The organism is Pseudomonas sp. NCIMB 10586, assembly GCF_023127895.1.
In the GTDB taxonomy this organism is placed as follows: domain Bacteria; phylum Pseudomonadota; class Gammaproteobacteria; order Pseudomonadales; family Pseudomonadaceae; genus Aquipseudomonas; species Aquipseudomonas synxantha_A.
Map to the genome: position 1 here is coordinate 544054 of NZ_SPKQ01000018.1, position 15365 is coordinate 559418.

The 15365-nt window shown below is 60.6% G+C and carries 12 protein-coding genes; 8 read left to right on the plus strand and 4 right to left on the minus strand.

Going from position 1 to position 15365, the window contains the following annotated elements:
- Positions 1 to 15: 15 nt before the first annotated feature.
- The 3 genes from E4P01_RS10500 to E4P01_RS10510 are packed head-to-tail and all read left to right on the plus strand — an operon-like array spanning position 16 to position 3405.
- Positions 16 to 795: a PhzF family phenazine biosynthesis protein gene (locus E4P01_RS10500; RefSeq protein WP_032878029.1), complete on the plus strand. Its 780-nt coding sequence runs from the start codon at positions 16 to 18 to the stop codon at positions 793 to 795.
- A 36-nt stretch (positions 796 to 831) separates the two neighbouring features.
- A complete protein-coding gene (ggt, locus tag E4P01_RS10505) occupies positions 832 to 2661 on the plus strand; it encodes a gamma-glutamyltransferase (RefSeq protein ID WP_216090711.1) in 1830 nt (609 codons plus the stop codon).
- A gap of 27 nt (positions 2662 to 2688) precedes the next feature.
- A complete protein-coding gene (locus E4P01_RS10510) occupies positions 2689 to 3405 on the plus strand; it encodes a polyphenol oxidase family protein (protein ID WP_216090710.1) in 717 nt (238 codons plus the stop codon).
- Between the two features lie 80 nt (positions 3406 to 3485).
- Here E4P01_RS10510 and ddlA read toward each other — a convergent pair whose 3' ends face one another.
- Positions 3486 to 4580, minus strand: a complete 1095-nt coding sequence (gene ddlA / locus E4P01_RS10515; RefSeq protein WP_216090709.1) for a D-alanine--D-alanine ligase — start codon at positions 4578 to 4580, stop codon at positions 3486 to 3488.
- A 162-nt stretch (positions 4581 to 4742) separates the two neighbouring features.
- Between ddlA and E4P01_RS10520 the strand changes: the two genes are divergently transcribed.
- Together E4P01_RS10520 and E4P01_RS10525 are read left to right on the plus strand one after the other, a co-directional pair.
- Positions 4743 to 5552 (plus strand): AraC family transcriptional regulator, encoded by an 810-nt coding sequence (locus E4P01_RS10520; RefSeq protein WP_216090708.1) that lies wholly within the window; start codon positions 4743 to 4745, stop codon positions 5550 to 5552.
- A 455-nt stretch (positions 5553 to 6007) separates the two neighbouring features.
- Positions 6008 to 6244 carry a hypothetical protein gene (locus tag E4P01_RS10525; RefSeq protein ID WP_057701723.1) on the plus strand — a complete coding sequence of 79 codons (237 nt, stop codon included), beginning with the start codon at positions 6008 to 6010 and terminating at the stop codon, positions 6242 to 6244.
- A 153-nt stretch (positions 6245 to 6397) separates the two neighbouring features.
- Here the strand turns inward: E4P01_RS10525 and E4P01_RS10530 are convergent, their stop codons facing one another.
- Both E4P01_RS10530 and E4P01_RS10535 read right to left on the minus strand, forming a co-directional pair.
- Positions 6398 to 7714: a PAS domain-containing methyl-accepting chemotaxis protein gene (locus tag E4P01_RS10530; protein ID WP_032878035.1), complete on the minus strand. Its 1317-nt coding sequence runs from the start codon at positions 7712 to 7714 to the stop codon at positions 6398 to 6400.
- A gap of 96 nt (positions 7715 to 7810) precedes the next feature.
- Complete coding sequence (locus E4P01_RS10535) at positions 7811 to 8143, minus strand: DUF2790 domain-containing protein (RefSeq protein ID WP_216090707.1); 333 nt, start codon at positions 8141 to 8143, stop codon at positions 7811 to 7813.
- A gap of 226 nt (positions 8144 to 8369) precedes the next feature.
- Here E4P01_RS10535 and E4P01_RS10540 point away from each other — a divergent pair, with 226 nt between their 5' ends.
- The 3 genes from E4P01_RS10540 to E4P01_RS10550 all read left to right on the plus strand — a co-directional run bounded on the left by E4P01_RS10540 (position 8370) and on the right by E4P01_RS10550 (position 12150).
- The gene (locus tag E4P01_RS10540; protein WP_216090706.1) at positions 8370 to 9689 is read left to right on the plus strand and encodes an OprD family porin; all 1320 of its coding nucleotides are present in this window, start codon (positions 8370 to 8372) and stop codon (positions 9687 to 9689) included.
- Positions 9690 to 10024: 335 nt separating this feature from the next.
- On the plus strand, positions 10025 to 10699 hold the full coding sequence (locus E4P01_RS10545; protein WP_005784544.1) for a heavy metal response regulator transcription factor: 675 nt from the start codon (positions 10025 to 10027) through the stop codon (positions 10697 to 10699).
- Positions 10696 to 12150, plus strand: a complete 1455-nt coding sequence (locus E4P01_RS10550) for a heavy metal sensor histidine kinase (protein ID WP_078820221.1) — start codon at positions 10696 to 10698, stop codon at positions 12148 to 12150. The genes E4P01_RS10545 and E4P01_RS10550 overlap by 4 nt, the downstream gene beginning before the upstream one ends.
- Before the next feature lie 59 nt (positions 12151 to 12209).
- On the opposite strand, the gene E4P01_RS10555 is transcribed toward E4P01_RS10550, so the two are convergent.
- Positions 12210 to 15353 (minus strand): CusA/CzcA family heavy metal efflux RND transporter, encoded by a 3144-nt coding sequence (locus E4P01_RS10555; RefSeq protein WP_078820220.1) that lies wholly within the window; start codon positions 15351 to 15353, stop codon positions 12210 to 12212.
- Between the last annotated feature and the right edge of the window lie 12 nt (positions 15354 to 15365).

Here is a 15365-nt window from a genome sequence, read left to right on the forward strand (position 1 = left end):
ATGCGGAGTGCCCCGATGAAACTGGACATCTACCAAGTCGACGCTTTCAGCCAACACCCCTTCGGCGGCAACCCGGCGGCGGTGTGCCCGCTCACCGAATGGTTGCCCGACGAGCAACTGCAGAGTATCGCGGCTGAAAACAACCTCTCGGAAACCGCGTTTTTTGTACCCCGTGGCGAGTTCTACGAGCTGCGCTGGCTCACCCCCGAAGTCGAGGTAGACCTGTGCGGCCATGCCACCTTGGCGGCGGCCTGGGTATTGATTCATATGCTGGCCGATGCGCCGCAAGTGCTGCGCTTTGCAACGCGTAGCGGCGAGTTGCGGGTGACGCGCAATGGCGATGAACTGGCGATGGATTTCCCGGCCAAACAGCCGCAACGCTGCGAGCCACCGGCCGGAATGTTGAGCGCACTGGGCATTGAAACTGCTGAGGTGTTTGGCACCGATGACTACATCGTGCTGGTGGAAAATGAAGCGCAGGTGGCGGCACTGACACCGGATTTCGCACGGCTCAAGGGCCTGCCCAAACGTGGGATTGCAGTCACCGCCAAAAGCACACAGTTTGATTTTGTCTCACGCTGGTTCGGCCCGAATGTGGGGGTCAATGAAGACCCGGTCACCGGCTCGGCGCACACCTCGCTGGCAACGTTCTGGGCCGAGCGCCTGGGCAAGTTGCAGATGACCGCCGAGCAAGGCGGCCAGCGCAAGGGCCAGTTGCGCTGTGAACTCAAGGGCGACCGCGTGATTATCTCCGGCAAGGCGGTGCTGTATATGCAAGGCACGATTTATCTGTAAAACGCAATTCCCGAAGGACAACAGATCATTCTCAAAATGAACGGAGTTCAGCGCGTGCTTTTGACTTCCCGCCGTCAGTTGACGGTCATCGCAGCAGCCCTGGCCCTTGCGGCCTGCCACACGTCTGTCACCGAACAACCACCGGCACCGGAGTTGGGTTCGGGCTATCGCACTGACCTGAGTACCCGCCACGCCGAGCACCATATGGCCGCCGCTGCCAACCCGTTGGCTGCCGAAGCCGGACGCGAGATGTTGCGCCAAGGCGGTTCGGCCATCGACGCGGCGATTGCGATGCAAGCGGTGCTGACCCTGGTAGAGCCACAGTCTTCCGGCATTGGTGGCGGTGCGTTCATCATGCTATGGGATGGCAAAAACGTGCAGGCCTACGATGGCCGCGAGACCGCACCGGCGGGGGCGACCGAGCGCTTGTTCCTGAAGGCCGACGGCACGCCGATGGCGTTCACCGATGCGCAAATTGGCGGGCGCTCTGTCGGCACGCCGGGTGTATTACGCGCACTGGAAATGGCGCACAAGAAGAGCGGCCATCTGCAATGGGCCAAGCTGTTCGAGCCGGCGATCCGCCTGTCGGAGCAGGGCTTTGCCATTTCACCGCGCTTGCATAGCTTGATCGCGGCGGATCGCTTTATTGTGCAATCGCCCGAGATGGCGGCGTACTTCCTGAATGCCGATGGCTCGCCCAAAGCCACCGGCACGCTGTTGAAAAACCCGGCGCTGGCCGCGGTATTCAAGCGCATCGCCAAGGAAGGGCCGGATGCGCTGTACCACGGGGCGATTGCCGATGAGATCGCACGCAAGGTGCAGGGCAATCACAATGCCGGCAGCTTGTCCGTAGCCGACCTCAAGGGCTACAGCGCCAAGGAGCGCGCCCCACTGTGCACCGACTACAAACAATGGAAAATCTGCGGGATGCCGCCGCCCTCCTCTGGCGGGATTGCCGTGGCGCAGATCCTTGGCACCTTGCAGGCGCTGCAGACCCGCGACCCGCGCCTGGCGATCGCGCCGATGACCCCGAACAAGAGTACTTCGCCGGCCGGGCTTGAACCGACACCCGAGGCCGTGCACCTGATCGCCGAAGCCGGGCGCCTGGCCTTTGCCGATCGCGCCCTGTATGTGGCCGATGCAGACTTCACCCCCGTGCCGGTTGCCGGCCTTGTTGCACCCAACTACCTGGCCCGGCGCGCCGCGCTGATCGGCGAGCGCAGCATGGGGGTCGCCAAGCCTGGCCAACCGGAGGGCGTTCAAGTGGCGTATGCACCGGATCGCTCGCCGCTGCGCATCTCCACCTCGCAAGTGGTGGCGGTGGACGACCAGGGTGGCGCGGTGTCGATGACCACCACCGTGGAAGCGGCGTTCGGCTCCCACGTGATGGTCCAGGGCTTTTTGCTCAACAACCAGATGACCGATTTCTCGTTCATCCCCGAAGAAAACGGCCAGCCTGTGGCCAACCGCGTGCAACCCGGCAAGCGCCCGCGCTCGGCCATGGCTCCAACCCTGGTGTTCGATCGCAACAGTGGTGAGTTGCTGGCCACCGTGGGCTCCCCGGGCGGTTCGCAGATCATCGAGTACGTGAGCAAATCCCTGGTGGCCATGCTCGACTGGAAGCTCGACCCGCAAGCGGCCATCAGCCTGCCGAATTTCGGCAGCCGCAATGGCGCAACTGAGTTGGAAACCGGCCTGTTCAGCCCTGCGCTCAAACAAGCGCTCAAGGACAAGGGCCATGCCCTGAGCGAGATCGATATGACCAGCGGCGTACAGGCCATCGTGCGCACGCGGGATGCCCAGGGCAAGGTGTCGCTGAGCGGCGGCGCCGACCCTCGGCGTGAAGGCGAGGCGTTGGGCGACTAGGGTGTTTTGATCAAAGGAGAATGCACGGTGAACAAAGCCCGTAACCTCAATGCCCTCCCCGGCGTGGATCACGGTTTTTGCTCGATTGACGATCCGCTGCGCCCTGATGACGTGTTTATTTGCAAACAGGTGCACAGCGCGTCAGTGATCGAGTGGCAGCCGGGTCAGCCGGCCAACACGATTGAGGCTGACGGGGTGTTCACCCGGAGCCGGCAGCCAATTGCGGTCATTACGGCCGACTGTTTGCCCATCCTGATCGCAGGCGGTGATTTAGTGGCCGCCATTCATGGCGGCTGGAAGGGCCTGCAACGCGGGATTATCGGCAATGCCGTGCAGCGTTTTATCGATGAAGGCATTAGCGCGGCCCAGTTGCGGGTGGCAATTGGGCCGTCGATCAAGCCTTGCTGCTATGAGGTGAGTGAAACGTTCATTGCCCAGTTCCAAGCGGATCAAGGCCACCTATGGGAGGACAGCCAGGCGCCCTGGAGCATTGAGCAACCGACACCGCTACAAGCTCCGCACATTACACCGCCCCACGCCAGGCAAGCGGGAAGTGCCTGGTTTGACTTGAGCGGGTATGGGCTGCTGTTGCTGCAAGCGGCGGGGGTCAAGCGCGAGCAGATCGAGGTGAGTGACGTGTGCACTTATTGCACGTCACCGACGTTTGCCAGCTATCGCAGGAGGACGCATCACTTGGAGGAGCCGAAGACATTGATCTATTCGTGGATTGCTCGTACGACCTGACGGACATACCGTACCTTGTGGAGAGGGAGGTTGCTCCCGCTGGGCTGCGAAGCAGCCCTTGAACCGCGAGCCACCAGCAATCAGCGGCTGATCTTCAACCCCTTGCGCCCCGCATGTCGCTCCAGCGCCAATTCGATCAACCGGCTCACCAACTCGCTGTAGCTCATGCCCGCCGCCTGCCACAGCTTGGGGTACATGCTGATGCGGGTAAAACCAGGCAGTGAGTTGATCTCGTTGATCAGGACTTCGCCCTCATTCGTCAGGAACACATCCACCCGCGCCAGCCCTGCGCAACCCAACACCTCAAAGGCTTCAATGGCCAAGCTGCGAATTCGCTCGCTGGCTTCACGGCTGATAGCCGCAGGCACCACCACTTGTGCGGCCTGATCGTCGATGTATTTGCTGTCGTAGGAATAAAAGCCGTTGCTCACCACGATCTCGCCACAACTGCTGGCGATTGGGTGGTCATTGCCCAACACGGCGCATTCGATTTCACGGCCTAGAACGGCGGACTCCACCAGCACTTTTTCATCAAAACCCAACGCCAGCTCAACTGCGGCGAGGTACTCGGCTTCGTTGCCGACTTTGCTCACGCCCACAGAGGAACCCTGGTTAGCGGGCTTGACGAACATCGGCACGCCGAGCTTGTTCGCCGCCGCTTCAAAGGAAGTGCGCGCCGCGTTGCCACGGGTGAGGGTGATGAACGGCGTGACGGCAATACCGGCGTCACGCAGCAGGCGCTTGCTGATGTCTTTGTCCATGCACACGGCCGAGCCGAGCACGTCGGAGCCGACGAAAGGCAAGTCGGCCATACGCAGCAAACCTTGCAGGCAACCGTCTTCGCCAAGGGTGCCGTGGACAATCGGGAAGATCACATCAATATGTTCCAGCAGGCCCTGCCCGGAGGTTTCCACCACCTGCTGGCTGGCCTTGCCGGGCACCACCGCCAATTCGCGGTTGGATTGGTTGAGGGCGATCAGGGCCGGGTTTTCCTGGTTGATCAGGAAGTTCGATGTGTCGTTGAGGTGCCAGTGGCCGGCCTTGTCGATACCGATCAGGATGGGTTCGTAGCGCGAACGGTCGAGGGCATCGACGATGTTACGCGCCGATTGCAGCGAGACCTCATGCTCAGCCGAACGGCCACCAAAAATAATACCTACCCGCACCTTGCTCATGACCCGGCCTCACTGTTGAAAGTAAGGCTTCTTAACACGGGCGGTCAGCGATCCGCTAGCAATCTGCACCACCCGACGCCTGCACAATCGTACAAGACCCCAGGCAGACAACCGCGGCAGACTCGGTTAACGTGTTCCCACCTCCTTCTGTGACAAGTCACCATGGGCAAACCCACCCACTCCCTCGACTGGCTGCACCGCGCGCCGCACGCCAGTGGCCTGGACCGTATCGAGGCGTACTTTGCCGGTTTCGCATTCGACCCCCATCGCCATGACACCTACGCCATCGGGCGCACGTTGTTCGGCGTGCAGAGTTTTCATTATCGCGGTGGCATGACCCACAGCATGCCCGGCACCACCATGGTGATTCACCCGGACGAAACCCACGACGGCCGTGCCGGCAGCGATGAAGGCTTCAAGTACCGGATGATTTATGTGGAGCCGGCGCTAATCCAGCAGATCCTCGGCGGCAAACCCTTGCCTTTCATTCCCGGCGGCCTGTCCACCGACCCTCGGCTGCACCGCGCCAGCGAAGTGCTGCTGCAAAGCTTGGATTGCCCGATTGACCCGATGCAAGAGCAAGACGCCATGTTCGACCTGGCCCAGGCCCTGAGCGAGGCATCCGGTGCCGTCGTCAGCCGTAAATCCTTCGACTACGTGGCCACCGAACGCGCCCGTGAATTTATCCACAGCGCCCTGGGCCGCAGCATCACCCTGGATGAAATAGCCGACCATGCCGACCGCGACCGCTGGGCGTTATCGCGGGATTTTCGCTTGTTGTTCGGCACCAGCCCCTACCGCTACCTGACCATGCGCAGGCTGGACCTGGTGCGTCACTTGTTGGCCCAGGGCCAATCTCTGGTGGATGCCGCAATGACCGCCGGCTTCACCGACCAAAGCCACATGACCCGGCAATTTCGCAGCACCTACGGCATGCCGCCGTCGCGTTGGGTAAAGATGCTCGGACGCTGATCCAAGACTTGGAATGCATTCAATGTGGGAGGGGGCTTGCTCCCGATAGCGGTGTATCAGCGACAAATATATTGACTGACACACCATTATCGGGAGCAAGCCCCCTCCCACATTTTGAATGTAGTGGTGTTGCTGGCATTTGGTCATGGTTTGTAAAGGGCCAGCAAGCTGTGTCCCTTTAAATTGCAGGACGTTTCCGAGACAATCCCTGCCGCCTTGTGCCTGTTGGAATCGATGGCTAGTCTTCGGTCCGTCACTGCCTTTTCAGTGATCGGGTTTAGTCGCTCGGATTTAATAGGCGCATGGTCCTCCATGAGGTTTTATGGTGGCTGTGCGCAGGGCGCCCTCGGGTGCGCCGGACTTTGCCTATTTGCCGGTCGACTAACCTGCGTACAGCCGCCACCCAACGTTTAGTCGCGACGGGTCGGCTCCTTTGAGTTAATAGGAGTTACACCATGACCAAAGCACTTCCCGATCCACCCATGGACTGCCTCGTCGTCAACGAAGACCTCAGCTTCGAAGACGCTCAACTCTATATCTCACACCTGATCAACAGCGCCTCTGCCACCGTGTGGGACTGTTGCGATCACCTGCAACCCCACGACCGCGCCAGAATCCATGCCGCGTGGCATTTGCTGGAGATGGCCAAGACCGTGGTAAACCGCACTATCGAGTGCATGCCGCGCACCTGAAAACACGACAAAACTCATGTGGGAGCTGGCTTGCCTGCGATGCAAACACCTCGGTACATCAGGTACACCGAGGTGATGCTATCGCAGGCAAGCCAGCTCCCACATTTGGGTTCTGTTGTCGCCAAAATCGAGTTTGGTGTCCGAACGTGCTCTTTAGCTCGACAACTGATTGGCAAACTGCCCGACCGCACTCACCACTTTTTGCGCACCGTCCTGAATTTCCACAATCACCGTACCCGCCTCGGCTGCCAGGGCCAGGCCTTGCTCGGCTTGCAGGCGACCGTCGGCCATCAGCGCAACCGCATCGCGGGCCATGTCCTGGTTCTGGCGCACTACGCCGACGATTTCCTCGGTGGCTTTGCTGGTGCGTGAAGCCAGTTGCCGCACTTCATCGGCCACCACCGCAAAGCCACGCCCCTGCTCACCGGCACGCGCGGCTTCGATGGCGGCGTTGAGCGCCAGCAGGTTGGTCTGCTCGGCAATGCCACTGATGGTCTTGACGATGCTGCCGATCACCTGGGACTGAGCGTTCAGCGCCTCGATACCTTCGCCGGCCTGTTGCATGTGTTGGGCCAGGTCGCGCATCACGTCCACCGCCTGGGTGACCACGGTGGTGCCGCGCTGGGCGCTGTCGTCAGTTTGCAAGGAGGTGCTGTAGGCAATGTTGGCGGCCTCGGCCACCGCTTGCTCGCGGTTAACCTGGTCGGTGATCACCGTGGCGAACTTGACCACTTTGTACAGCCGTTCGTTGGCGTCCAGCACAGGGTTATAGGTGGCTTCCAACCACACCAGGCGACCGTGGCTGTCCACGCGCTTGAAGCGCGCCGCCACGAACTCACCGGCGTTCAAGCGCTTCCAGAACTGCTGGTACTCGGCGCTGTTGTATTCCTGCGGTTCGCAGAACATACGGTGATGTTTACCCTGGATCTGCGCCAGGCTGTACCCCATGCTGCTGAGGAAGCGGTCATTGGCGGTGAGCACGTTTCCGTCCAGGTCGAACTCGATCAACGCGGTGGAACGCATCAGCGCGGTGATCAGGTTTTCATGCTCACGCGAACTCTCGATGGTGCGGGTGAGGTCGCTGGAGAACATCGAAAAATGCTTGATATGCCCCTGTGAACTGCGCACCGGCTGCACGATCGAGCGCAACCACGCTTCCTTGCCATTGCCACGCATAAGGCGCACGGCGCCGGCGAAGTGTTCGCCGCGGGCCAGGGCGTGCTTGAAGCGCAACTGAAACTCATCCTGGCGCACATGGGCCGGTACCAGGTCTTCGATTGCACGCCCCACAATCTCACTCAATGAATAAGCCAGTTCCTGCAGGAAGTTGGCATTCGCCCACTCCACCCGGCCCTCGGCGTCCAGCGTCAGGACGAGCATTTCGCTTTCCAGGCTCTCTTTCACCTGTAGCAAGCTCGACAATTCTTCGCGCAGAGCGGTCAGCTCCTGCTTCAGGCGGGTATTGAACATGGGGCACCGTTAGGCAAGTGAGGTGGGTGTTCTCACTTGCATCGGCGCTGCCGGGGTTTTCTGAAGAGCGCTTGAGCCCTGAGCCGAACTATATTTTCAACTGCCATTGTTACGGCATACGCCCATGACCTGATATTCCAGGGTATTGAGCTTGCCGCTGGAGTCTTCATAGGTCATGCGCGACGGCACGACGTTGCATGAGCGGATCGGCGGCGTCACGTTGACGACCTTGGCGATGTCCAAGTCCATGCCGTAGCGGTAAGCCTGGACCTCGGGCACCGGCTTGCCTTTTTTTATGGCGTAGGCGGCCATGGCTTTCTCATTGCGCTCCATCATCAGGGCAAAGGTGCGATCCCCGCCACCTTCGGCCAGTGCGCCAAATGACAACACAGCCGTTAATACCCCTAAACCTACTTTATAAAAGCTCATCGCAGTTTCCTCGACTGAAAAGTTCAGTGTCGAGATTAACCAACCCACCCTGACGCCAGGTTCACCAGAACATTACTTATTTGTTAGATGGCCATTAGTTTCCAGAATCGTAATCTTCATGCAATGCGCCTGTTATACGCCGTTTGCAACTATCAGCCAGGGCCAGATCAATAAGAACGCCCGCCTCTATAAGAAGCTGATAACTGCCATCACCGAGGAGCGCATCATGAGCATTCGTCATTACACCCTTCCCTTTTCATTGATGGCCGCGTTGCCCCTGACCGCTGTGGCGGTGCAAGACACACCCGAGGGTTTTATCGAGGGCAGCCGCATCAACGTGCTGGCACGCAATTTCTACTTCAACCGCGATGACCGCAAAGGCCAGTCCAGCCCCACTGGCAATGGTTACTCCGAAGCCTGGGCCCAAGGTTTTATAGGCAAATTCGAATCCGGTTTTACCCAGGGCACCGTGGGTTTTGGTCTGGACGCGTTCGCCATGTACGGCCTTACGCTTGACTCGGGCAGCGGCCGCAGCGGCGGCAAAGGCTCGTTCGGCGTGCTGCCGGTGAACAGCGACAACCAGCCGGAAAACAGCTACAGCAAAATCGGCGGCGCGGCAAAACTGCGCGTGCTGGACACGGTGATCAAGGCCGGCGACGTGTTCCCACTCACCCCGGTGGTGGCCTACGGCGACTCTCGCCTGTTGCCCGAGAGCTTTCGCGGCGTCACCCTGCAAAACACCAGCCTGGAAGGCTTGAGCCTGCAAGGCGGGCGCCTGAGCGGCATGAGCCAGCCCAGTGAAAGCGGCATGAACAAAGGCTTTGCCACCTTCTATGCAGGCAAGGTCGACTCGCCCTGGATCGCCTACTTCGGTGGTGACTACCAGCTCAACAGCCATCTGGGCTTTAGCCTGTACAGCAGCCGCTTGAAGGACGCCTGGGACCAGTACTACTTCGGCAGCAATGCCAATTACGCATTGACCGACGACGTGTCACTGTTCGGCGATTTCAACTACTACAAGGCCGTGGACGAAGGCCGCAAACGGCTCGGCGAATTCGACAACAACATCTGGAGCGCCAGGCTTGGGGTCAAGGTCGGCGCCCATAGCGTGGCCGTGTCGCACCAGCGCAACAATGGCGACGATGACTTCGACTACCTGCGCCAGTCTGATTCGATCTTCCTCAACAACTCGATCCAGTACAGCGACTTCAATTCGCCCAAGGAGCGCTCATGGATGGTGCGCTACGACCTGGACATGCAGGCGTTCGGCATCCCGGGCCTGTCGTTCATGACCCGCTACGGCAAGGGCACCGGCGCCGACTACAGCAACGCCAACGCCGTGTACATGCGTCGCGATGCGGCGGGTAACCCGCTGACCGATCAACGCCGTTGGGAACGGGATATCGAGGCCAAGTACGTGGTGCAAAGTGGGCGTTTCAAGGATTTGTCCCTGCGCTTGCGCCAGGCCACCGTGCGCTCCAGCGCCTTTGAGTCCGATCTGGAAGAAGTTCGCTTGATCGCCGAATATCCACTGGCCATTTTGTGACACTTACATTCGCTCGCGATTAACTAACATCTGTTCACAAATAGCCGGTTATCAAAATTGTAATATTGGCCTCAGCTTCTCGTTAGTTTCAACTTTCTATACTCGCGCCAACTTATTTACCGAGCACGTTCATCTCTGAAGCTTTTGTGTAGCTCCTTTGGAAAGAGATGAATTTTTAACGCCCCGCTTGGGGCGTTTTTTTTGTGCGCCGGGCTATGCGACCGATGGTCGCAGTTGACCCTAAAGCTACTTTAGCCTTCAGACTTTTCCCACTTTGATAACAGCCGCCATAAGGACATGGGCGCCTTCTCTCCATCATTCAAGAGGTAACCCCCATGCGTATCCTTGTGATTGAGGACGAGCAAAAAACCGCTGACTATTTGCGACAGGGTTTGAACGAAAGCGGCTACGTGGCCGACTGCGCCGCCAATGGCATTGATGGCCTGCACCTGGCCGAGCAGCATGCCTACGAGTTGGTGATTCTGGACGTCAACCTGCCGGGCAAGGATGGCTGGCAAGTGCTGGAACAACTGCGCCGCAACGGCAACCAGCGGGTGATGATGCTCACGGCCCGCGGCAGGCTGGCGGACAAGATCAAGGGCCTGGACATGGGCGCCGACGATTACCTGGTCAAGCCGTTCGAGTTCCCCGAGCTGCTGGCGCGGGTGCGCACCCTGTTGCGGCGCAGCGAACACATCCCCCAGCCGGAAGTGTTCCGCGTCTCGGACCTGGAACTGGACCCGCGTCGCCACCGCGCCTATCGCGGCACTCGGCGCATCGACCTGACCACCAAGGAGTTCGCGCTGCTGCAGGTGCTGATGCGCCAGAGCGGTGAAGTGCTGACCCGCACGCAGATTATTTCGCTGGTGTGGGATATGAATTTCGACTGCGACACCAACGTGGTGGAAGTCTCCATCAGCCGCCTGCGCGCCAAGGTCGACGACCAGAGCGAGGTCAAGCTGATCCACACCATTCGCGGCGTCGGCTACGTGCTGGAGGCGCGCCCATGAAAACCGGCAGCCTGTCGATGCGCCTGGGCTTGACCGTCAGCCTGATGGGCGCGGGCCTGGTCTTGCTGCTGGCCACCCTGGCCTACCTGGCCCTCACCCATGAACTGGAAAAACTGGCGCGCAAGGGCCTGGAAAGCAAGATGGAGCAGCTCCAGCACAGCCTGTCCCTGGGGCTCGACGCCCAGGCCATTCGCGCTCGTCCCCATGCGCTGCTGGACCTGGTCATCGGCCACGACAATTTCTACCTGACTATCGTCGGCACCGCGCCCGACACCCGCGTGTTACTGAACATCGGCGCCAAGCCCCAATCGCCGTTGCTCACCGACTTCAAACCGCGGGAAACCCTCGGCTACCTGAACTGGACCGACAGCGACGGCAACCAGGTGCTCAGCGCCTCCAGCCTGATGCGCCTGGCCAGCGGTGAACGCGTGCGGGTGCTGCTGTCCCTGGACCGCAGAGACGACCAGGCACTGCTCAGCGCCTATCTGCGCGCCACGCTGATTGCGCTGCCGCTGCTGTTGATACTGATCGGCATGGGTGCCTGGTGGTTGGTACAACGCGGCTTGGCGCCGTTGAAGCAATTCAGCCAGGTGGCGGCGAAGGTCACCACCCAGGACCTGACACACCGTTTGTCCGTCGACAATTTGCCCCACGAACTGGGGGAACTGGCCCAAGGCTTCAACGTGATGCTCGACCGCCTGGATGCGGGCGTACAGCAACTCTCGCAATTCTCCGATGACCTGGCCCACGAACTGCGCGCCCCGCTGACCAACCTGATGGGCAAGGCTCAACTGACCCTGTCGCGCCAGCGCCCGCCGGAGGAATACAAGGCGGTGCTGGAATCCAGCACCGAAGAGCTTGAGCGCCTGGGGCGTATTGTCAGCGACATGCTGTTCCTTGCCCAGGTCAGCCATCCGGCGGCGCGGGCGTCATTCACCGACGTATCCCTGGGGCAAGAGGCCGAGCGAGTGATGGAGCTGTTTGCCCTGAGTGCCGAAGACAAGCAAGTCACCCTGAGCCTGCGCGGCGAGGCCTGGGTGACGGGGGATCGTCTGATGATCCAGCGGGCGATTTCCAATTTGCTCTCCAATGCCATACGCCATACGCCAGAAGGTTCGAGCATCCTGCTGTTGGTGGAAACCTATGGCCAGAGCGTGTCGCTGTCGGTGGGCAACCCCGGCCGAGGCATCGACGCGCACCACCTGCCGCACCTGTTCGAACGTTTCTACCGCGCCGACAGCAGTCGAACCCGCGCCGAGGGTGGCACCGGGTTGGGGCTGGCTATCGTCAAGTCGATCATGCACCTGCACCAGGGGCACGCTCATGTGACCAGCCAGCTCGGGCGTTTCACGCGGTTCAGCCTGGCCTTTCCCCTGAAGCCAACACCGGTCCAATGTGGGAGGGGGCTTGCTCCCGATGGCAGTGTGTCAGCCAATACATGTATCAACTGACCCACTGCCATCGGGAGCAAGCCCCCTCCCACATTGGTTTTGTGGTGCATTCAAGGTTGTCAGGCGGTCTCTTCCTCGCGGCGATGAGCCCACTGATACAACGCCGGCAACACCAGCAGCGTCAGCAATGTCGATGAAATAATCCCGCCAATCACCACCGTCGCCAACGGGCGTTGTACTTCGGCGCCGGTGCCGGTGGCGAGTGCCATGGGGATAAACCCGAGGGACGCCACCAGCGCAGTCATCAACACCGGGCGCAAGCGGGTCAGCGCGCCTTCGTGGATCGCCACCGCTAACGAGCGCCCTTCTTCGCGCAGGTTGCGGATAAAGGCGATCATCACCAGGCCGTTCAGCACCGCCACACCGGACAAGGCGATAAAGCCCACCCCTGCCGAAATCGATAGCGGAATATCCCGCAGCCACAGCGCCATGATTCCACCAGTCAACGCGAACGGAATCCCGGTGAACACCAGCAAGCCATCCTTGAGGTTGTTGAACATCATGAACAGCAGGCCGAACACCAGCAGCAACGCCACCGGCACCACGATACGCAGGCGCTCGGAGGCTTCTTTCAACTGCTCGAATTGCCCGCCCCAGGTGGTCCAGTAACCGGCGGGCACTTTCACCTGAGTGGCAATGGCCGCTTCGGCTTCCTCGACAAACGAGCCGATATCACGCCCACGCACGTTGGCGCTGACGATCACCAGGCGCTTGCCATTCTCGCGACTGATCTGGTTGGGGCCCAGCACCAGGTCGAGGCTGGCGACCTGGGACAAGGCGATAAAGCCCAGTTGTCCCGAGGTACTACCGGCCAGCGCCGGCACCGGAATCAATAACCGTGACAAGCCTTCGATGTCTGTGCGCAGTGCGTCGGACAAGCGCACGACCATGTCGAAACGCCGATCACCTTCGTACAACGTACCGGCCTGACGCCCACCGACGGCGACAGCGATGGTGTCCTGCACATCGCCCACATTCAGGCCAAAGCGAGCGGCCTTATCGCGGTCGATATTGATGGTCAGCACCGGCAGGCCGGAGGTCTGTTCCACCTTCACTTCCGAGGCGCCGTTGAGCTTTTGCAAGGTCTCGGCGATTTCCCCGGCAGTGGTGTTGAGCACGGCCATATCATCGCCAAACACCTTCACCGCCACATCGCTGCGCACCCCGGAAATCAGCTCGTTGAAACGCAGCTGGATCGGTTGCGACAGCTCATACACGCTGCCCGGCACAATCGCGCTGGCGCGTTGGATGTCGGCAATGATCGCCTCGCGTGACTTGCTCGGGTCCGGCCATTGGTCCTTGGGTTTGAGCATCACGTAGCTGTCGGAGATGTTCGGCGGCATCGGGTCGGAGGCGATTTCCGCCGTACCGGTGCGCGCAAATACCCGCTCGATTTCCGGCACTTCGGCCAGCAAGGTTTTTTCCAATTGCTGCTGCATCTGCACCGATTGCGTCAGGCTGGTGCCAGGTACGCGCAGCGCCTGCTGGGCGAAGTCGCCCTCGCTGAGGCTGGGGATAAATTCGCTGCCCATACGGCTGGCGACCAGGCCCGATACGACGATGGTCAGCAGCGCCAGGCCAAATACCAAGGGGCGGCGCGTCATCACCCAATTGAGCACTGGGTCATACACCCGGCGTGCGCTGCGCATGACGAAGTTTTCTTCTTCCTTGACCTTGCCGGTGACGAACAACGCAATCGCCGCCGGTACGAAGGTCACCGACAGAATCATCGCGCCGAGCAAGGCAATCACCACCGTGAACGCCATCGGGTGGAACATCTTCCCGGCCACCCCGGTAAGAGCGAAGATCGGCAGGTACACCACCATGATGATCAGTTGCCCGAAGATCAGCGCCCGTCGCGCCTCTTTGGCAGCAGCGAACACTTCGTGCAGGCGCTCACTGCGGGTCAGCAGGCGGCCGTGACGCTGCTGCGCATGGGCCAGACGACGGATGGCGTTCTCGACGATCACCACCGCACCGTCGACGATAATGCCGAAGTCCAGCGCACCGAGGCTCATCAGGTTGGCGCTGACTTTGTTGGTGAACATGCCGGTGAAGGTGAACAGCATCGCCAGCGGAATCACCATCGCCGTGATCAGCGCCGCACGGATATTGCCCAGGAACAGGAACAACACCGCCACCACCAGCAACGCACCTTCGAAGAGGTTCTTCTTCACGGTGGCGATGGCTTTTTCCACCAGGTTGGTGCGGTCGTAGACGGTGACCGCCACCACGCCTTCGGGCAGTGAACGGTTGATCTCCTCGAGCTTTTTCGCCACTGCCTGGGACACGCTGCGGCTGTTCTCACCGATCAACATGAACACGGTGCCCAGTACTACTTCGCGGCCGTTTTCGGTGGCGGCGCCGGTGCGCAGCTCGCGGCCAATGTCGACCTGGGCCACGTTACGCACACGAATCGGGGTGCCGTCCGAGGTGGTGATGACAATGTTGGCGATGTCATCGATAGACGCCACTTGCCCCGGCGCGCGGATCAACAACTGTTCGCCGCTGCGCTCGATATAACCGGCGCCGACATTGGCGTTGTTGCGCTCCAGAGCGGTCACCAGATCGTTGAGCGTCAGGTTGTAGGCGGCCAGGCGCTTGGGGTCCGGCGCAATCTGATACTCCTTGGCGAAGCCCCCGATGGTATTGATCTCGGCCACGCCCGGCACATTGCGCAGCTGCGGTTTGATGATCCAGTCCTGGATCACCCGCAGGTCGGTGGGGGTGTAAGGCGTACCGTCCTCTTTGCGCGCACCGTCCTCAGCTTCCACGGTCCACAGGAAAATTTCCCCAAGCCCGGTGGAAATCGGCCCCATCGCGGTTTCGATGCCATCGGGCAATTGCCCGCGGGCCACTTGCAGACGCTCGTTGACCAGTTGGCGGGCAAAAAACAGGTCGGTGCCGTCCTTGAAAATCACCGTGACCTGGGACAAACCGGAACGCGACAGCGAACGCGTCTGCTGCAAGCCCGGCAGGCCGGCCATGGCGGTTTCGATGGGAAAGGTGATGCGCTGCTCGGTTTCCAGCGGCGAAAAACCGGCGGCCGCCGAGTTGATCTGCACCTGCACGTTGGTGATATCGGGCACCGCGTCGATGGGCAGTTTCTGATAGCTGGCGATGCCGACACCGGCCATCAACAGCACCGCCAGCAACACGATAATGCGCTGCTCGATGGCGAATTGGATAAGGCGCTCAAACATGGGGAGTCACTC